Genomic DNA, 20,231 nt, shown 5'->3' with positions numbered 1-20,231 from the left:
GATTGTCGTAGCAAGAGCAATCTCTGCGTTTTGCGGAGTGAGCACCAAAAAAGGGTGTCTTGGGTTGCCCGGGGACACTCCTCGTCTGGTGTCGATGTTCGTTTTTTTGGCCCAGCGCGACTTGTTGCGGCATCAAACGCTTGCATTTGCGAAGAAAACTCACCACATTCAAGGTGAAAATCGACGTCCCGAAAAGATTAATCCGCGTAGCTGCCACCATGAATCAGACACCAAACAGCCTGGCTGCGACCAGTGACCCAGTCATTGCGCAGTCCACCGCACACGATCGTAATGGTAGCTCGGATCCAACCAGCATCCTGCGTCAAGTGTTGTCGCTGTACGATCAAGGGCGTTACCTGGACGCCCTGTCCGCCTCCGGTCCGCTGGGTGATCTGCGTACATGGCAGGGGCCTGAAGCACGTGTGTTGGCCGGACGACTGGCCGGCAATTTAGGCGCGCCACGCCTGGGCCGCGCCTTGCACTGGCTGGCCGGGCGCGAGTTCCCCGACCATCCCCAAACTCAATACTACGCGGCCATGAACTACTGGAGCCGCTTTGGCACTGTGCATGCCTGGCGACGTTATCGAAGCCGTGATTTGCCGGCGGGTGCCGATACGACTTTGCAAGCTGATTGGCTGGCGCTCAAGGCTGTGATGCTCGGAGCCATGCGTGACTTCTCACGCGCCGAACCGTATATGATCGATGCCCTGGAGCTCGATCCAGAGAGCGCTTGGTTGCACGTTGAGCTGTCTGAGTTATTGGACCGACAGGACCTGCATGAGGAGTCACTGCGCGCGGCGCAAGAATCCCTGAAACTGCGAGCCAACTTTCGCCCTGGTGTGCAAGCCACCGCACATCGCCTGGTTCAATTGCGACGCGATGATCAGGCCATGCAAGTTCTATTGGATGCCACCCAGCGCTTGCAAAGCGGCGAGGTGTGGTGCCAACTGGCTGCGTTGCAGCGCGAGTTGAAGGACTATCAGTCGGCTTGGGACTCACTGCAAAAAGCTGAGTCGTTTTGGCCACTGGCCAAGTCAGACAGTCATTACCTCAAGTGGCTGGCCGGTGAACGCTGCGATATCGCATACTTCCTGGGGCGATACGACCTGGCTATCGAGCTGGCCGAGAAAACTGAACGGCCTTACTTCAAACGCATGGCCGAGCGTTTGCGCGCAGCCATCGCCAAACGTTCTGCCAGCGGTCACCGGGACGAGCCTCCGCCGCGCGTTCAGTTGCCGGTCCCTTTCGTCCGTCAATTTCACGATACCTGCGTTCCGGCCACTCTCTCTTCGCTGGCCCAGTACTGGAACAAGTCAGTCAAACACGAAGAGATCGTCGAACGCATCTGCTATGAGGGCACCAAAGCTTACGACGAACGCCGCTGGGCAGAAGACAATGGTTTCGCACCGCGCGAGTTTCGCATCACCGAAAACACGGTCGAGCAACTAATTCGGCAAGGGGTGCCGATGACGCTTACCACGGTTGACCCCGGCAGTGCACACTCGCAAGGCATCGTGGGTATCGATGTCTACCGAGGCACGCTGCTGGTGCAGGATCCCAACGAGCGTCATGTGGGCGAAGCTGCTTCGGATAAATTTCTTGAGCACTACGCCAGCACCGGCCCACGCGGAATGTTGATGATTCCATGCGAAGAAGTCTCGCGCATCGCAGGTATCGAACTGACGGATGCCGAACAATATGATGACCATTATGTGGCTGACTGCGCACTGGCCAGGTACGATCGGCAGGCGGCCGTCGTGGCGATCGAGCGGATGGTGGCTCGCGCACCGGAGCACCGCTTGACGTTGCAATGTCAGTTGTCCTTGGCCCGCTACGATGCCAATCCGGCTGACCAGATGCGCTTAGTCGATCGACTATTAGAGCAGTTTCCTACCGACGCCAACTTGATGTTGATGAAGGTGAGCTTGCTAAGTGAATTTGGCCAGCGCACCCAGCGCATCGATATCCTGCGCAGCGCTTGTACGGGCGACAAGACACATCCGATCTTTTGGTCTCGCCTGGCAGCTGAACTGCTGGATGATGCGCGCGACCACCCCGAAGCCTATTGGCAACTCAAGCGGGCTCTGCGATACAACCCCAGCGATGGCCGAGCTCTTTCGCTGCTGGCAGATTTCCTATGGAATCAACAGCAACGCGACGAGGCCCTCGAATACTACCGCCTGGCTGCGTCGCTGAATGAAAAAGATGAAGGGCAATCGCGGCGTTATTTCATGGCCGCGCGGTATCTCAATCAAACGCAAGACGCACTGACTTGGTTGCGCGATCGTTATCATCGCTTGGGTGATCGCAACAGTTCCCCTGGCCGAACTCTGGCTGGATCGCTGGAGGTGATTGATCAGACAACAGAATCGTTGAAGATCATCGACGACACGGCAGCCCGACATCCAGAAGATGGTGAACTGTTGTGTTCGGCCGCGATGTATTTTGCGCGTTACAACCAACTGCCACGCGCTGCCCAGTTGCTGCAAGCTGCTGAAGGCAAGTGTAGCGAGTTGACCTTGCAGCGCTGCAAAGCCTCAATCGCTCTGTACGAAGGGCAACTGGCAGAGGCACGCTCTTTGTTTCTGAATGTTGTGCGACTCGATCCGCTGGATATAGATGCCCGCGAACGTCTCTTGCAATTAGACCTGGATCTCGATGGAAACGAGCTGGCCGAAAGTCGTCTGCGCGAGGCTGTGAAAGAGTTTCCGCACAGCTATTCGCTTCGCGTGATGCTGATTCAATTTTTGCGCAGCTACAAATTATCTGAAGTCGATGAAGAACTGAACCAGTTTCTCCAGTTTCATCCGCGCGACGCTTGGGCTCGGCGCGAGGCAGCCATCGTGGCCATCTCGTCGCATGATCTGACGCGGGCCGCCCAGCAGATTGCCCTGGCCCAGGAACTCGAGCCGCACAACGAGATCGCTTACTTTTTGCAAGGTAAAGTGCTGCAGCAACAGGGTGACATACCCGCAGCCCGCAGCGCCTATCGACGGGCGCTAGAACTGAATATCGACTACGATGCGGCCATCTCCAGCTTGGTGGAAACATGTGATCGTCCCATCGATCGCAGCGAACAACTTGACTTCATCCTGACGCAGCTCCGTAAACAAACCACGTATGGCGATGCGGTGATTTCCTATCGCGATGCGGCCAATGGGCGACTCGAACCGAGCAAATTGCTGGAACACTTGGAGGAGGCTCGGGCGCAGCGACCAGACCTATGGCAGGTCTGGTCCATGGTCACCCAACAATACGCCGCGATGAATGATCGCAAACAAGCGATTAACATTGCCGCGCAGGCAACTGAACGTTTTCCGCTGGTGCCGCGGACCTGGCTGGACCTGGCCATCGCCCATCGACGCGCGGGCGATCACGATGCAGAACTGGCTGCTTTGGAACGAGCTCGCGCCATCAATCCCAATTGGAGCGAAGTTGCCCGTGAACTGTCCGAATTGTATATGAGCCGTGATCAATTTGATCAGGCAGAGGAAGTCCTGCGGCAAATCTTGAAGTCCGATCCTCGCGATGCAGCAGTTTTAGGATCGCTTGGTGAATGTCTCTATCGAGCCGGTAAGAAAGCCGATTCTCTGCAGCCATTGGTTACGGCTTGTGTGTCGACACCGGGTTACGATTGGGCCTGGGCGCGCCTGTGTGAATGGTCGAGCGAAGTGGATGGAGGTCAGAGCGCTAAAGATGCCGCCGAGAAGGCGAACGCTGCCCGACCCCATGATACGCGCTGCCACCGTCGCATGGCCGAAGCGCTCAACGAAATCGAAGATATTCCGCGTGGGCTCGAGTTTATTGAAAAGTCTTTGGCGTTAGATGATCGCAGCGTCGATTCCCATGTACTGAAAGCGTTCTATCTGGGACGCTTGCACATGTGGGACGAGGCGCTCGAGGCCTGCAATCCGCCGGTGTTTGCGGGCGATATCCCGGTCGCACTGCGTATGCGCCGAGCCTACATCCTGTATCGCAAAGGCCTGGTTCCACAAGCCATCGATGAAATGCGCGGTGCTTTGGAACGCGATCCCGATCACTACGGTGCCTGGAATCAATTGGCCGATTGGGCCGATGAACAACAACGCGCCGATGTATACAAGTTGGCTGCGGAGAACATGGTTCGGCTTGATCCTCATCAACCCGCTCCGCGCGGCTACCTGGCCGATGCCTTGTTGGCCGAAGAAGATGGACGGCCAGAGGCCAAGCGGCAGTTGCGTACCGCGCTGGAGTTTTCGCCTGACTATGCATTCGGTACGATGCGTTTGTTCGATTTGCACCTGCAAGACAAAGAACTGGACGACGCCGAAAACGTACTGGAGTTGGGCGCAGCACACCTGCCAACAGGCTATGACAAGTGTCTTAGAGCCCAGTTGCTGGCCGGTCGCGATTCACAAGAGGAGCCTCTGGGCCAGCAGTCACAAGAGTTCATTCTGCAATGGTGCCGCGAAGAACCGAAGGAGCGTCCACCGCTGTTACGAGCTCTGGATCAATTGGACACACGCTTGGGTAATCGCTTGATTGATCATTTGGCGGCGATCGTAACTGGCGATGGTCCCGAGAGCCGGTTGCCATCGATGGCGATGGCCTATGGTCGATTGTTGGCGCGCTTGCGGAATCCGAAAGAGTGCCAGGCCGCTTTGAAATCGCTACCTGATGGTGACGCCTGGCACGAAGCGGCCCGTACGCTCATTCGAGCTCTGGTTCACTTCAAGAAAGAATTCAGTCTGCTCGACGAGATCGTTCACAAGTATCGTAAACGCTTGAAATCAAGAACCGAAACTTGGGCGGCAGTCAACGGCGGTCTGCTCGATTACGGCCGCAACGGCGTGGTGGTCAATTGGTCGAAGGATTGGAACTCGCGCAACGATCTGGTTGCGACTCAAATGGTTCCGGTGGTCGCATCGCGCTGGGAGTTGTTTCAGCTAAAGGCCGCTCGACAGGCAGTTCAGCATGGTCTGTCATTGGCAGAAGACGACAGCACTCCGCTGCTGCGCGTCTGGGCTGGACTGGACGCATTGTTGCAGGGCGATAACGCTCAAGCCTTGCAGCATGCCCGGGCGGTCAGCATGCACCAGATGGCTGGTTGGTACACGTTGGGTTATCGCATGCTGGTGGCCGCGCTGGAATCGATACCTGGACTGCTGGGAGACGATCCGCCACGCACAAAAGCTGAGGCCAGGCAGATGGTGGCTTACTTGACGCCAGGCGTGTTCCCAGTCGAGCCACAGTTTGCCAGCGACCGAGTCACCAAGTGGATTCTGCGTCTACTAGCGGCGAGAGTAGCCAGCGCCCACGGTCTCACACTGCTTAGTTGGCAACATCGTCTGATTGCCTGGTGGTACACCCACCAGTGATTCTATATCTGACGCAAAGCAATCAATCCAATCGATTGGCCCAGGGGCTAGCTAAGCAAAGTTAAAGTTCAGCTGCCCATGTAGTGTCCAGGTGGCGATGTCCTTGATCACTTCTTCTTTGCCTTGGTCGCGATGTAAATCGTGCAGCATGCCCGTGTAAGACTTGAATTGCAATGGCGAGCCTGCTGCGCCGGCTCGAGCAGCCAACTCCGCCGAGGCGCGCGGGTCGGTGATGCGATCGTCCGAACCGTGCAAGAGGAGACTGGGACTCTTCAGTTGGTCGGCATGCTCAATTATCCATAAACCACTATCAATCAAATCCGCACCCAGCCGCAGCGATACGCGGCGATGCATCAAGGCATCTTGTTGATATGCAGCTTGCTCTGAATTCAGGTGGGACAACATCTCTTTGCGCACGGGAGCCTTTAGTTGCCAGTGCGGGGCGATGGCTTTCAAAATTCGAGCCACACGCATGAAGGTTGGTCCCGGCGGATTAACGGCCCGGAGCATGGGGGCCGATGCAATCGATCGCTCCGGCTGGGCAAAGCCGCGCATGACTGCGTTGAGAACTAAATTGCCTCCCATGCTATGTCCATACAAACAGACAGGCACCCTTCGATCATCTGGCCAGCCATCTAGTCGAACCGCTTGATCATTGGGGGCTTCGGTATCCGATGCGCTGTGAGCCAGTTCATCTCCACCTCGCGCCCAAGTCAGCAACCAACCAACTTCGCGCAGCAAACCTTCGTACGAATCGATGCATCCGCGCCACCCAGGGGACAGGCCATGGCCCTGCAAGTCCATGGCGACCACTCCGATGCCCTGTGGCACCAATTGCATGGCTAGCGCTGCATAACGACCCGAGTGATCGCCTAATCCGGGCACGATGGCCATGATCGCAAGGGGAGCCTGCTGAGGCCACCAACTGCGTGCCATGCGGCGACCACGACCTGGCAACAGCAGCCAGCGTTGACGCTCCAGCACTCGGGTCATGGGAGTAGGCACAATCGTTAACGAATCCCTATTTCAGTTCGAAGGTCGCCACCAGAGGCGCATGATCGCTGACATCCAACTCGGCAGTGCTCAGCGTTAGCCGCCCATCCCAATGCGCGTCACCATCGTTGCCCGAGCCGACAATCGCCAGTTCTGGACGCACGGCGATGCCCGTAAAGACCCAATCGCGTGTGGCAGGATCATCGGCCATCAAACTCGGACTGACCACAATTCGATCGAATTGCTTTGGCAAAATGAGATGTGTTTGCCGAGCATCACTTGGGGCATGTCCTAGCAGATCGATCAACTGGGGTGGATTGGCTTGGTCACCGCCGTCGATCAAGTACTTCATTTCGCCGGCCAGTTCACCAACGGGATGTTCGGAGTTGATATCGCCCAGAAAGATGACGTCGTCACCAGCATCGAGTTGTTGTTCAAGCCAGCGACGCGCTAGACGACCTTGCTTAGTACGTTCAGTCTCCGATTCAACCGTGGCTCGCAAGTGCATATTCATGATTGTCAGTGGTGATGCCACATCGGCCCAGCGGAACTCGGCTACCAGGTGCTTCGATAGATTGTAGTACTGCTTGCTATCGAACATCACCTTCGACTGCTCATAGCGGCGAAAATTTACCAGGCCACTTTTCTGAAGAATACCTACATCCTGTTCGGTAAACGAATCGCTGCCTTGAATGAAGGCTGCTCGGTAGGACAAGCTGTGTTTGTCACGCAGTTCTTTGGCGATAGCCGCTAACGTTTGGCCTCCTTCGATCTCTTGCAAGGCGACGATGTGCGCATCGCAGGTGGCGATCGCTTGAGCCACTGCGGCTACTTTCCACTGCCAATACTCAGGCGATGGCGATGATTGTTGCTTGGACAGGTCACTCTTGTTATCGGATTGGTCATGATCGAACATCCACTCGACGTTCCAGGTCATCACGACCAGCTTAGCCGGAGCGGGATCGAGATCCGGCTGGCCAGCCCGGAGGCTAACAGACAAGTTGGCAACCAGAATAACGGAAACAAGATACGCAAGTTGTTTAAGCATTGGGTGAAGTTTTGAGATTAGAGATATCAGCACGTGGACACGTCCGTGCTTAGAAACTTGAAATCAGCGCGCGATGACTCGGTGGAAATGCAATTTGATTTCGCGGGCCACTACGCGGCGCACGCCTTCGACCAGGCAACGGGGTTCGTTTTGCGACTGACCCTCGGCCATGATGGTCTCTAGTTTCGCGCCTGGTGGCACGGTAAAGGTGGTTTGATTGATAATCTGATTGCCTGCATCCAGTTCTGGCACAATAAAATGGCACGTCGCGCCGTAGGTCAACATGCGAGAAGCGTAGGCATCATGGTATGGTCGCAGTCCAGGAAAACTGGGCAGCAATCCATGATGCAAATTAATGATGCGGCCACCGGCAAACATCCAACACGTGTCCGGCGGCAACACTCGCATGTAGCGCGCCAGTACGACGTAATCAACTTCGTATTCGTCCAGCAAGCGAACCATGGCCGCTTCATCAGCGGATCCATCTTCGCGCCCGATCGAATGCCACGGGACGTTGAACTCGGAAGCCAGCGACTGACATCGCGACCGATTGCCGATCATGACTGTGGCGTCGGCATCGATTTGCCCGCTGTGCACAGCTTCCAGCACGGCTCGCGGCGTGGCTTCCTGATACGTGGTGCAGATTGCCAATCTGGGTTTGCGGCCGATCGGTTCGGGCGTCCAGACACGGACTGATAACTTTTTAGCTTTGCCAATCTCGGCCATAGCGCTGCGAATACTGTCCCAATGGCTCTCATCGATCTGCAGTCGGCACATCATGGCGAAGACAGCCGCTTCGTCATGATCGTACATCTGAATTTCGGCGATGTTTGCGCCCTGGCCGGTGATTTCATGAATGATGGGATCTGCCAGCCCGACGTTATCGGGGCCGACGGCGGTAACAACAATTTCCATGGGATTTATCAATTTGCGTGAGGATCGGATGCAATGGCTGCCTGCATTGACAAGCCGCCCATTTGCAGGCCTAATCGTACACGTAGCCAGATTTCTTCGAAATCACCCCCAAAAAGACACGCCAGAAGCGACACTCCAGAGCAACGAACCAACGTGCATGAATAGTGTTTACCAGTTACCTGCAATTAGCCTGATTCGCGTTTCGGGCCGGGATGCTGTGAAGGTCCTCAATGGCTTGTGCACAGCCAAATTGGGATCGCTAGCGGCTGGCCAAGCGACAGAAGCGATGTTTACAGATGACCGCGGCCGCGTGCTGGCGCATGCGATGCTTGCGCTGGAACCAGCTGATACGGGCACCGTTTGGATCGTTGGACTCTTGCCTGCGCCCGCCCAATTGGCGGCGCACATCGACAGATTTATCTTTCGTGAAGATGCCTCCCCCCGGGATGTCAGCAGCCAATTTAGCGCCTGGCTGGTCGATGACCCCGACGAGCAGAGTGCGCTGGGCCTCGCCAGCCCAACAGATCTGGCGCCCGTCGATGTTGCCAGTGGAATTGAAGGGGCCTGGAGCTGTCGCTGGCCTGTGACGACCCTGCACGCGCGTCTGGGCCTCATTCCGTCTGGTTCCCAAGAGCGATTCGCTCAGCAGTTGCGAGACAGGCAACTGACGGTGGGCTCAGCAGATGCCTGGCAGACGCAGCGGATTGCCAACTTCTGGCCCGTGGCTCCCCATGAAATTATGGAACGTACTTTGCCGCAAGAACTAGATCGCGACCAGCAGGCGATCAGTTTCACCAAAGGCTGCTACTTGGGACAAGAAACGGTCGCGCGTTTGGATGCGATGGGCGAAGTACAAAAGAAGTTATGTTTAGTAGAGCTCGACGGTTGGGCCCCCGAGGCGGGTATGAAGCTGGCTCACGAGGGTAAAGAAGTTGGTACTCTAACCTCGGTCGCTCCTGACCTGGTAGCTGGTAAACGCCTGGCCTTGGCTTACATGAAACGTGGTTGGATGAAGCCCGGCAGCCACTTTGAACTGGCCAGTTCCGCTGCAGCGGCGGGAACCGTCACCGGCGGCGTCGTGGTTCCGCATCCCTAACGACATTGGATGACATGACCGATTGGATCATCGATTGCCAGGGCATTTCCAAAGTATTCGGCAGCTTCGTTGCGTTAGATGACTGCCACCTGAAAGTGCCTGCCAACTCCATTGTTGGTCTCTTGGGGCCCAATGGGTCTGGCAAAACCACGCTCCTCCGCACGTTACTCGGATTTCAGCGTCCCACCAAAGGTACGGCGACCGTCTGCGGATTCGATTGCGTACGCGAGAGTCTGGATGTGCGCCGACAAGTGGCCTATCTACCTGGTGATGCGCGGTTGTTTCGATCGATGAGTGGTAAAGGCATTCTGGAGATATTCAGTGGCCTGAGCCCGCATGGTGATCTGACGCGCATGGTGAATGTGGCGGCGCGATTGGAACTGGACCTGCGGCGGCGCGTGATGTTCATGTCGACCGGCATGCGCCAGAAGTTAGCGCTGTCCATCGTGCTTGGTTCCATCGCACCGTTGATCGTCTTGGACGAGCCCACGGCGAACCTGGATCCCAATGTACGCAGTGAAGTGGTGGCCATGGTGCGTGAAGTTCGTCAAGATGGTCGGACTGTGCTGATGAGTTCGCACATCTTTAGTGACATCGAAGATACATGCGACGAAGTTGTCATCCTCCGCGGGGGGCACCTGGTGCATCGTCAACGCCTCGCAGAATTGGATCAACTGCACATTGTGCAAGCTCATGTCAATGGCTCGCAATCGCAACTGGGCGCTCAGTTTCATTGGCCTGCCTTTGTGGCTAGTCGCCAATGCAGTGCAGAGCAAGTGGAACTGCATCTGAGCGGGCCTCCGCAAACGTGGTTGGCTTGGCTGAATGATTTGCCGGTTTCCGATATGCGCATCGAACGAGCGAGTGTCAGTTCCATTTACTCGCGTTTTCACAGGTCCTGAATGTTCCGCTTGCTAATCAAAAAAGCTCTGATCGAATCATGGCCTCTGCTGAGCGCTTGTGGACTGATGGTCTTTGCATTTTGCTGGACACGCGTCTGGATCGTAACGCGGTTTGAACTGGACCGCTTGCAGAGTTTTGTTGAACAATTGCGGCCATTCGAACAGTTTATGCCCGTGCCGCTCGATCAAGTATTAACGTATTCGGGTTCGCTGGCGCTGACCTTCGACGAACCGGTATTGATTCTCTGTATTCTGGTATGGTCGATTTCGCGCGGCTCCGATGTTGTCAGCGGCGAGCTGAGTCGCGGAACGCTGGAAATGCTGCTCGCTCAACCGATCAGTCGCACCAAGCTGATGACGGCTCATTTGTTGGTGGCGATCTCGGGCGTTGTCTTGTTGGCAACGCTGGCCTGGTTGGGGTTGTACATGGGCATTCAAACCAACAGCGTGCGTGAAACCACACAGAACAGTTTCTCATTGCAGTTTTGGACATTGAAAGTACCGATCATCACCGGCGCAGAAGAAACCGTGATGGTGCCGCTGAGCCAGCGGGTGGATGCCAGCCTGTTCATCGCGCCGTGCTTCAACCTGATGGCCTTTAGTATGTTCATCCTGGCCCTCAGCGGACTGATCAGCTCGGTCGATCGATATCGCTGGCGCACCATCGGCTGCGTGCTGGGTTTCTATGTGCTCGAGTTCTTGTTGTTCCTGTTGGCCAAGGCGGCCCCGGAGCTCGGTTGGTGTCACTGGTTTACGTTCTTTACGTTGTATCAACCCGACGGCATCGTACACCTGGCCGGTCGCGATCCGTCAGCCCTGTGGGCTTTGTGGGCGACCCCCGGCGCATTCTGGCCCACGTGGCTGGGACCCTTGGGTATCTCGTTGGCCTTGCTAGGGATGGCAGCCATCTGTTTTGTCAGCTCGATCATCTGCTTCGAACGCCGTGACCTGCCCGCGCCCGTGTAAATGTGGCATAGGCTTCCAGCCTGTGGTGTGGCATAGGCTTCCAGCCTGTGGCGGTAGCGGAATGCGTCAAGCATTTCGAAGTTTGACCGTTTTCGCGAGCCCAATGCTGAAAGCCTTGACGACTTCCGCTACGGGCAAAAAAAGTTTGGCGGACGCAGCGGAGTTTCCTAACTCTTAATGGTGTAACCGAAGCACAACTGTGTGCTTCGAATCATCCCCCACCTTGAAAGGGTCTCGAAACATGTCTCGAAATCGTCGCCAATTTTTTGTCGGATTGTTGGGCGCCTTGTTGGCATTGGCTGGACTGGTGAGCATCGGTAGTCAATCGGTGTCAGCTAAAGATGTACGAGAACCACGTTTGGAAGGCACGCTCACGGGCATCAACGTGGCTGCTCGACGCGTGGTCGTGCGCTTGCAGAATGGGACCTCGCGCACACTGACAATTCCGGCAACCGCCAAGATCGAGCGCAATGACCGCCCTGTATCACTCAACGCGTTCAAAATCGGCGACCGCGTGCAAGCTCGCTTCACCGCAAATGGTGTGACCGTTACCAAGTTCGAAGGCGTAGGACCGTAATGGTTCACTTGACCTCGAAAGGGTTTTCATCGAGCGTTTGTTGCACAAACGCTTGATCGGCTGGGCTAAGTTTATTCAGTGGGACCTTGACCGTGCGACCATCGGCGCGGCGCAATTCGACTGAACCGTTTTCGAGACCCACAAATGCGGCTTCGATTTTGAAGCGGCCGGACTTGTCGCTCCAGGTTCGCGTCGGAGTGCTGATGTCAACGTCGCTTTCGATAGTCTGAATACCTTCAAAGCCTTCGCCGGCATTGCCTGAAGGCTGAGCAAAGGACTTACTGGCACCGACCGGTTGATCTACTTCCGGCGGTGCAAGTTGAATTTGCCGACGCAGCAATGTCAGCTCTCGGCCTGGTTTGCCCCAACTGAGCGTGTCAACTTTGACTTTGCCGCCCGGCATCAGGGCTTTGATGGTTGCGGGAAACCAAAAACTTCCGCTTTCCTGGACCTGCACGATTTGCCCAACGACCAGTTTAGTGGTTGAGTCCACTTCCAAATCCGTCGAATCGACCGGCGAGGGACCTTCGTAGGCTTTGTTGAGCTGGTACTTTTTCTTAAATTCGTCAGACCATTTGGCTAATGCTTTAGCCGCCAATTCTGCAAGCTCATGATCTTTATGTTTTAGCAGAGATCGAATAGCTGACTCGACTTGCGGATCTGGATCCTTGGGGGATTTGGTTTCCAGTTTGGTCAACGTGTCCTTGATAGTCTTGGAGTCGCGACTGGCCAGGCCGGCCAATGCTTCGCGTTTTTCGTTTGGCGACAGAGGAGCTTCTGCCAGGGCTTTGGCCTCGGCAGCTTGCCGCTCCCTCTCTTCCGCTGCGCGTTTGGCCTCTGCTTCCATGCGCGCCAGCTCTTCGGTCGAGAGTCGCTCGAGTTTGATGGTGATCGGAAACGTGGTCGACGAATTGCCCTCCTTGCTGATTAGTTTAAGCGCGACGTCGAGTCCTTGCGTTACTCCATCCTGTTTGTTGAAGACCCACGTGCCAGCGCCATTCATATCGAATGATTCGCCATCGGAGCCGGGCGAAGTGAGTTGATAGGATTTCTTGATATTGACAAGGTTGCCGCTGTCTTGTTGGATCGAGTAACGCGTCACCTCGCTGGCGGCTTGCACACTCTTGTTAGAAGTGTTGCCCATGCGCGGACCAAAGGGTCCAAACCCACCACGCCGATTCTCCTCCTCTTCAGAAATCGAAACACCAGAGTCGACCACCCAATCGCGCTGGTTGTCCTTGGGCAAAATCTCAAAAGGCATCTGCGAAACGTTGCCGAGCAAAAACGGCAAGTGCGAATCGCCTTCCATCGCCAATACACGACCCGTTGTCGTCATCGTGATGCGATTGGTTGTTTGGACCTTACCAGCAAAACTCGGTCGGCTGAACGGACTGGGTGGTCCACCGAAACCCCGGGGCCCAAAACGTCCACCAAAACCTGGTGGGCCAAAGCCACCACTGGGTTGCCGATTCGGCTTGGCCTTCGATGATTCATTTAATCCACCACGATAAGTTAAGGTGGATTGCTCGGCGTTGGCGGAGTTAACTTCGTAATGAATGGTTCCTTGAAAGGTCGTTAGTTCGTCATCCTGATCGACGGTCACGGTTACGTTGTAGGAAAACTTTTGACCAGCTTGCCATTGATAGCGCAGCTCTTGAGCAGTGCCGCAGACTACCGCTCCTTGCCAGACACATAGAGCAATGGCTGGTATAACCCAATCCGCCTTAGGGAAACACATATTCATTCTCCGCGGGAGCTTCAAAGACCCGTGTCGAGGTATTGGTTTCAGAGGGTAAAACGCGAATCAATTCCCAAACATGTTTGAGGGCACGCTCAGCGGCATCCTGTTCGATCCCCGAGCGCTCGAGGAACGCCGCTTCAAGATCGCCGAGCGCATGGATAGTGCCGATTTGCGCCAGCTGGTCGTAAGCCTGCATGCGATCTTCAAACTGTGTGGACTTCAAGAGCTCGAGGGCTGCGCGCTCTTGGGCGCTAACCTCCGGAGCTTGACTGAGTGCCGCTGCTGTGCTGATTGCAGACGTCTGGGGTGAGTTGTCAGTCTCGGGTGTGGAGGGATTTTGCGCTGGCATTGGGCTGTCGGGTGACGCAGACGAATTGTCGATCGGCAATCGCAAGTCCGATAGCCTGGCTTGTTCAGGCGGTAGAGCTTGCGAGCGACGCTGGCCAGTTGGCAAGACCACAATAGCCAAGACCATGACGATGATTGCATGCCGCCAGCTGCCTGTGGGACCCTGCGGTAAACGTGGATCCAGAATTCGTGCCAGGCGATGCTTCACCGGTAAGACATCGCCCAACATATTCAGTGCCAGGTGCGGACCTTGGTATCCCACTACCGTAGCCGCCTTGAAAATGGCTTCGGCATAATCTCGGCGTTGCCCTTTCAAGGCGCGGACTGTTAACTCATCGCAGGCCTCTTCGCAATTGCGCCCCATCGCGCGACTGGCCAACCACACAGCTGGATGAAAGAAATAAAGAGTTCTCAGCACCGCTTGTATAAATCGCCACCAACAATCGCCGCGCTTTAAATGCGTTAGCTCGTGCACCAATACCGCCTCTAACTCAGCCGGTTTGAGCGTCTCCAATACGGCCGTCGGTAGCAAGACAGTCGGCCGGAACCAACCGACCACTAGTGGCGTGGTGCATTGGCCACTATCGCGCAGTTGCACTTGTCCACGCAAACCAACTTTCTGACGCGCACTGTTTAATAGTTGAGTAGTTCTCTCGTCGCCAACATCTTTGGCTTGCGACAGCCAACTCTCCACTAACAACCAGCCATATGCGATAAAACCAAGTTGGCAAATGACCATCCCCAACCAGACCATGAACAAACTGACCTGCCAAGGTGCGGTGCGACTGATGCTGACGATTGTCAAGCTGGAAGAAGTGTTTGTATCACTGTGAACACTGGTCTCATGGATCGCCGCAACTGCGGATGGCGTTGGTTCTGCAAGAGCTACCACTTTTAAATCGGGCCACCACTGCCCGGTCCACCACATGAGTCCAGTAGGTGCGGCCAGGTCAGGTGGCACGACCAGACGAGCCAACACCAGCAGCCACAGTGCAAACCGCAATCGTGCCGATGTCCCACGCAGACAGCGGTCCAGGATGTACAAAAAGACTACGAGCACCGTTACATGGATGCTCATGCTGATCATCCACGTCCACCACGCCCCTGCGAGCCAGTCGAGCTTGTCTAGCAATAACTGACTCATAATTGGCTACTCGGCTTCCTCATCGTATCGATCCAACATGGCTCGCAATTCTGCCACGTCCTTGGCGCTCAGCTTGCGACTCTCAATCAAGCGACTTACCAGCGGCGAGAGCGAACCCTCCAGCACGCGATCGAACATGTCGTCCACCACGCGACCTACCGCCGATTGACGACGCAGTTTGGGAACATATTCGTATATGTTGCCATGGCGACTGGCAGTGACCACACCTTTCTCAACCATGCGGTCGAGCATCGTCTTGACTGTGCTGTAGGCCCAGCCCTGTTGATCGGCCAGCAACCTCTGTACTTCCGTAGCACTCGCCCGACCGTGTTGCCACAGGCATTGCATCAATGCCCATTCAGCACGTGTCAGTTCCACTTGTTTGGCCATGGCCCACTCCTCAGGTTTCTCTACAACTGTAGAGATGATAGCCAAGCGAACAGTTCAAGTCAAATAGAAATTGGTACTTCGTGGGTTTCTTAAGAATCTGAAATATGCCGGCGTGATGTCAAGCCAGCGCAAACTTCAATACATTGCCACTGGCGACTTGGTGAAACCCAAGTCGCGTCAGTAGGCGAATGGTGGCCACATTGTCAGCGGCAGCGACGGTGCGCACCAAGTCCACGCGATCTTCGCGCAGTTGTCGAAGCGATTCAGCCAGCAAGAAAACCAGTTGATCTTCTTTCTGCTGGCCGGTGGGGACTGTTAGCGGCCAGAGATGAGCAACTTGCTCGGGTTGCGGCAGCAACTCGTGACCGATCATCCACAGAATAACTTCCGCCGAAACTTTTCGCTCTTGGCGGCTGGTTAGTTGAAAGCCGACTGGTTCGCTGTGTCCTAAGAGGCTGGCGACATACCATGGCAAGAAGGGCTCGTCGAGCAATCGATCGACGTGTGCCATGCGCCGAATTTGAATTTGAGTGCGATCCATGGGCGGCTGGAACTGGCCCAGATCTAACTCCCAAGCTGACATGGCGATATCGACTTGCCAGCTCTGGCCGGCAAACCAATTTTGTTGCCTCGTATCGTAAGCCGGTAGACCGATCATGCCATCGCCGGGAACCAAGCCCGCCAGGTAGGGTGTGGCCGGTGGCGGAGGACAATATTGAACTTGCATGACGCCCAAGGAAGACAACTTCTGCATGCCATGTTGGAGCAATTGTGTCGCGACGGTTTGTTCGCTTTCGCTGGGGGTCACACACAAACAGCTTATCACCGCTTGTGTCGGATTGAGCGTTTGCAACAGCTCGTCGGGTTCAAATCCAATCAATATGAAGCCCACGATCTGATTGCCCAACTCAGCAACCAGCAACAAATTGGTATCGAAGTAGGGTTTAGCCAGAACGCACAACTCGAGCGTGAGAGGCGTGATCGCCGAAGGTAGACCGATGGCAGCATAGTGGGCACTAAGCACTCGACAGAGTGGCTGAACATCGGTGTTTTGAAAGGTGCGAATCTGCAAAGACACGTTTGTCTTGGAAAGGTCCATGGAGGGCGCGAGCAGTCGACTAGTGATGGGATTGCCGTAAATTGTACTCGTTCCTACCGCGGGTGGCACCCACCCGTACTCCTATCTTCTCCTACTCCTACTCCTACTCCTACTCCTACTCCTACTCACTGCAATTTTGAGTACGAGTACGAGATCAATCGGTGATTCGTCCAAAGTCTGGCGACTTCGGCTACGGATGTGATCTTGTAGCCGATCTCGCCAGAGATTGGATGGATCTAGTGTAGTGCCTCCAAAGTCTGGCGACTTCGGCTACGGATGTGATCTTGTAGCCGATCTCGCCAGAGATTGGATGGATCTATTGTAGTGCCTCCAAAGTCTGGCGACTTCGGCTACGGCGAGTATGCGTGGAGGTGGGCGGATTAGTTAACGACGTTCCGCGGTGGCTTGCCTTCGAGTACGCGGCGAACGTTATGGCAGCCTTTGCGACGCATCTCCAGCAAGCCTTCTTCGCAATAAAAGGCGGCGTGAGGTGTTAACATCAATCGCTCGTGCGCAGGATGGCTGGGATCTCGCCAGGCTTTTAGCAGCGGATGTTCGGGATTGGGCGGCTCGATCTCCAGCACATCCAGGGCAGCGCCCAACAGATGTCCACTTTCCAAGCCACGGAGCACGGCCATGCAATCGACCACCCCGCCCCGCGCGGTATTGACGACGATGCCGCCTGGCTTCATCTGGGCAATGGCAGAATCATTGATCATATGTCGTGTTTCCGTCGTCAGCGGACAGTGCATGCTGACCACGTGGGCTTGCGCTAACAGTTCTTCCAGAGAATCGGCTACGCGAATACCGAGAGCTTTGTCGTAACCGGTATCGATGTTGGGATCGTAATATACTACATCCATGCCTAAGGCTTTACCGCGCAAGGCAGCGGCCGATCCAATGCGGCCCAGACCGACGATGCCGAGCACGCGTCCGCGCAGACGAAAGAGCGGTGCAGCCAGCGCATAGGTCCAGGCCTGGCCGTCTCGCTGACAGCGATGATTGAGGAAGTGCATGCCGCGTCCCAGAGCCAACATCGCGCCGATAGCGGTATCGGCCACTTCTTCGCTACCATAATCGGGAACGTTGGCTACCGGGATACCCAGTTCTCGGGCAACGCGACAATCCACATTATCAAAGCCGGCACCGCAGCGGACGATTAATTTGCAGTGCTGCAACTCACGTAACGCGCGAGCATCGACCTGCACAAAGTGATACACCAGCAACGCGTCGGCTGGCGACAGCCGACCATAAAGATCCGAAGCGACTTGCGCATCGAGCGCTTCGACCTCTGCCAGGTCGCCCAGAATCTCGCGTTCGATATCCAGCGGTTCGTTCAGGAAATCAGTAATCAATACTCGCGCTTTGCCGCCTGCCACTTACTTCTCCTCGGGTTGTTCTTCGTAGCGCTTCAGTTTGCGATCAAGTGTCGAGCGTTCGACACCTAACACCACCGCGGCGCGACTTTTGTTGCCTTTGAATGCTGCTAGCGTCGCCAGAATATGTTCTCGTTCCAGTTGATCGAGACTGATCGGTCGATAGGCTGGAGTGGCGCTAGCGTCGTTTGGGTCGGTGGATGATTGTAGCGAAGAATGGTTGGTCGAAATCAGTGGTGTCAAGGATAAATCGTCGGGCTCGATGATCGCGCCCAGCCCCAGGACCACGGCACGTTCAATGACGTTGCGCAGCTCGCGTACGTTACCTGGCCACGAGTAGCGCGAGAGTAGCTCCAGAGCCTCGGGTGAGATTCCATCAATGCGCCGCCCGGCATGCCCGCGGAACACTTGTAGAAAATGTTCAGCCAGTATGGCCACGTCCCCTGCCCTGGCACGCAAGGGTGGTACGTCGACTTCCACCACGCGCAGTCGGAAATACAGATCCGAGCGGAACTGTTTGTCGCGCACGGCTTGTTCCAAGTCGCGATTGGTGGCGGCGATCACCCGCACGTTGGTCTGAATTGGTTTGTTGCCGCCCAGGCGTTCGAATGTTTGGCCTTCCAAGACTCGCAGAAATTTGGCTTGCAACTCAGGAATCATTTCACCGATTTCGTCTAGCAGCAGCGTACCGCCATGGGCGGCTTCGAACTTGCCGATCTTGCGTTCGGTGGCGCCGGTGAAGGCACCTTTTTCATGACCAAATAGTTCGCTTTCCAGTAGCGTGGGTGCCAGGGCCGCACAGTTCAGACAAACCAATGGTCCATCGCGACGCGGACTGCGCATGTGAATGGCTCGTGCAACCAATTCTTTGCCTACCCCGCTTTCGCCGCGAATAAGTACGGTGGCTGAGGTCGGTCCTGCGCGTTCGATCGCGCTGCGCACTTTTTGCATGGCTGGGCTGCTGCCAACCATCTCGTGTTGCCAACCCAATTCACGCTCGAGGACTTCAATCTTGCGTTGACTGGTGGCCAGCGATTGGCTGAGCTGTTCGCGCGAGCGGAGATGGGTTAAAGCTAAGGCCAGGTTATCAGCCACTGCAATCGTTAATTCCAAATCAGTGTTGCTGAGCATGCGTTGATCGAGTGAGGTATAAACATGCAGCAAGCCTGTGACCTGCTGGTCCTGCTTCAGCGGCGCGCAAATGATACTGCTCGTTTCGCGCTGACCTGATTCACGGGCCAGCGACAACTGTGTATCGGTCTGAACATTGCGCGCCAGTACCGCGCCGCCATCTCGTAGCACCGCGGCTACCAGAAAATCGCTAACGCGCCGATAGGCCTGGCCGGGGGCCTGCCGGGCTGCCAGGACGGTTTGAGCATTTGCACTTGGTGCCCATGCCGGCAATGTCTCTGTAGTCGAGGCAGCGGCCGCACCGGCCAAATCCCCTACTTCGCCTAGCAATAAGACTCCGCCAGCTTGAATTCCCAGTCGATCAAGCAAGCGATCCAGCGCACACTGCGCCAACTGGGAGGCGCTATTGGTGGAAACCATCTCGAACACCAGTCGGTATAGAAACATGGCATCGGAGACATCTTCAGCCGGACCTGGGCGCGCGTCGGTCCAGCGCGAGGCGGTCATGCGTCCGACGATCATCGGCGGATCCTCACCCAGTGCAATCGTCTGAGTGGACGAGACCTGACCGGATTCTGGTAGAGTAGCCGCCCCGAAAGCCTGGCTAAGATCGGCAACGTAGGTCATACGACAACCGGCCACCACAATCGTATCGCCTTCGACCAAGTTATGTTCGTCGGCCAGGATTCGGCCGTTAACCTGCGTGCCGTTGCGCGAGCCCAAATCTCGGACTACCCAGGCCCCCCGCCGCAGGGCGATTTCCGCGTGCCGGCGGCTGGCGCGATCGTCGCGAATGACAATTTGGTTCTCCGACGAGCGGCCAATCACGACCGGAATCTCCTTTTGAAGGCGAAAAACGTCGGTCCAGCGGCTGCCCTGGCTGATCACTAGATAGGCTTGCATCGATAGGCGAAGTCCAAAAGCTCTTGAAAGAGGGGAGAGAAGTGGCAGAGAAGTCGTCGAGAAGTGGTCGAGTTTGTTGCAAACCCTGCGAGCGGTAAGTATCCTCAAAAGGAGCCTCATCCCGAATTCCCGAGCCCTAATCTTAACCTAGGCAGCACAGCTGGTGTGCCCCGCTCTAGGTGGCAACTATTGAGGAAACAAACATGACATGCGGAAGTTCCCGCCGGAGCTGGCTCCGAAATCTC

At 56.0% G+C, this 20,231-nt stretch carries 14 protein-coding genes; 5 read left to right on the top strand and 9 right to left on the bottom strand.

Annotation, left to right across the window (positions count from 1 at the left end):
- The first annotated feature begins 218 nt into the window (after window positions 1–218).
- Window positions 219–5,357 (top strand): tetratricopeptide repeat protein, encoded by a 5,139-nt coding sequence (locus SH573x_RS24925; protein WP_479350742.1) that lies wholly within the window; start codon window positions 219–221, stop codon window positions 5,355–5,357.
- Window positions 5,358–5,408: 51 nt separating this feature from the next.
- On the opposite strand, the gene SH573x_RS24920 is transcribed toward SH573x_RS24925, so the two are convergent.
- The 3 genes from SH573x_RS24920 to SH573x_RS24910 all read right to left on the bottom strand — a co-directional run bounded on the left by SH573x_RS24920 (window position 5,409) and on the right by SH573x_RS24910 (window position 8,313).
- Window positions 5,409–6,350 carry an alpha/beta fold hydrolase gene (locus tag SH573x_RS24920; RefSeq protein WP_479350741.1) on the bottom strand — a complete coding sequence of 314 codons (942 nt, stop codon included), beginning with the start codon at window positions 6,348–6,350 and terminating at the stop codon, window positions 5,409–5,411.
- Window positions 6,351–6,378: 28 nt separating this feature from the next.
- A complete protein-coding gene (locus SH573x_RS24915) occupies window positions 6,379–7,398 on the bottom strand; it encodes an endonuclease/exonuclease/phosphatase family protein (protein WP_479350740.1) in 1,020 nt (339 codons plus the stop codon).
- A 63-nt stretch (window positions 7,399–7,461) separates the two neighbouring features.
- Window positions 7,462–8,313 carry a formyltetrahydrofolate deformylase gene (locus SH573x_RS24910; protein WP_479350738.1) on the bottom strand — a complete coding sequence of 284 codons (852 nt, stop codon included), beginning with the start codon at window positions 8,311–8,313 and terminating at the stop codon, window positions 7,462–7,464.
- A 157-nt stretch (window positions 8,314–8,470) separates the two neighbouring features.
- On the opposite strand from SH573x_RS24910, the gene ygfZ reads away from it, so the two are divergent.
- The 4 genes from ygfZ (at window position 8,471) to SH573x_RS24890 (ending at window position 11,854) form a co-directional block, all read left to right on the top strand.
- Entirely contained in the window at window positions 8,471–9,409 is a 939-nt protein-coding gene (gene ygfZ, locus SH573x_RS24905) for a CAF17-like 4Fe-4S cluster assembly/insertion protein YgfZ (RefSeq protein ID WP_479350737.1), read from the top strand.
- Window positions 9,410–9,423: 14 nt separating this feature from the next.
- The gene (locus SH573x_RS24900) at window positions 9,424–10,311 is read left to right on the top strand and encodes an ABC transporter ATP-binding protein (protein WP_479350735.1); all 888 of its coding nucleotides are present in this window, start codon (window positions 9,424–9,426) and stop codon (window positions 10,309–10,311) included.
- The gene (locus SH573x_RS24895) at window positions 10,312–11,277 is read left to right on the top strand and encodes an ABC transporter permease subunit (protein ID WP_479350733.1); all 966 of its coding nucleotides are present in this window, start codon (window positions 10,312–10,314) and stop codon (window positions 11,275–11,277) included.
- A 241-nt stretch (window positions 11,278–11,518) separates the two neighbouring features.
- Window positions 11,519–11,854, top strand: a complete 336-nt coding sequence (locus SH573x_RS24890; RefSeq protein WP_479350732.1) for a hypothetical protein — start codon at window positions 11,519–11,521, stop codon at window positions 11,852–11,854.
- Window positions 11,855–11,858: 4 nt separating this feature from the next.
- Here the strand turns inward: SH573x_RS24890 and SH573x_RS24885 are convergent, their stop codons facing one another.
- From SH573x_RS24885 to SH573x_RS24860, 6 genes are all read right to left on the bottom strand, one after another.
- Complete coding sequence (locus tag SH573x_RS24885) at window positions 11,859–13,592, bottom strand: SHD1 domain-containing protein (RefSeq protein WP_479350730.1); 1,734 nt, start codon at window positions 13,590–13,592, stop codon at window positions 11,859–11,861.
- Window positions 13,579–15,087, bottom strand: coding sequence for a M56 family metallopeptidase (locus tag SH573x_RS24880; RefSeq protein ID WP_479350729.1), 1,509 nt, complete (start codon window positions 15,085–15,087; stop codon window positions 13,579–13,581). The genes SH573x_RS24885 and SH573x_RS24880 overlap by 14 nt, the downstream gene beginning before the upstream one ends.
- Window positions 15,088–15,093: 6 nt before the next feature.
- Complete coding sequence (locus SH573x_RS24875; protein WP_479350727.1) at window positions 15,094–15,477, bottom strand: BlaI/MecI/CopY family transcriptional regulator; 384 nt, start codon at window positions 15,475–15,477, stop codon at window positions 15,094–15,096.
- A 118-nt stretch (window positions 15,478–15,595) separates the two neighbouring features.
- Window positions 15,596–16,645, bottom strand: coding sequence for a GNAT family N-acetyltransferase (locus tag SH573x_RS24870; RefSeq protein ID WP_479350725.1), 1,050 nt, complete (start codon window positions 16,643–16,645; stop codon window positions 15,596–15,598).
- 311 nt (window positions 16,646–16,956) lie between these two features.
- Window positions 16,957–17,955, bottom strand: coding sequence for a C-terminal binding protein (locus SH573x_RS24865; protein WP_479350723.1), 999 nt, complete (start codon window positions 17,953–17,955; stop codon window positions 16,957–16,959).
- Window positions 17,956–19,986: a sigma 54-interacting transcriptional regulator gene (locus SH573x_RS24860; protein ID WP_479350722.1), complete on the bottom strand. Its 2,031-nt coding sequence runs from the start codon at window positions 19,984–19,986 to the stop codon at window positions 17,956–17,958. It lies immediately after the preceding gene.
- Window positions 19,987–20,231: the final 245 nt, after the last annotated feature.

This window comes from Rania fehmarnensis (assembly GCF_056494185.1).
Note: the sequence above shows the minus strand (reverse complement) of the source record. Positions and strands in the feature narration are given on the sequence as shown.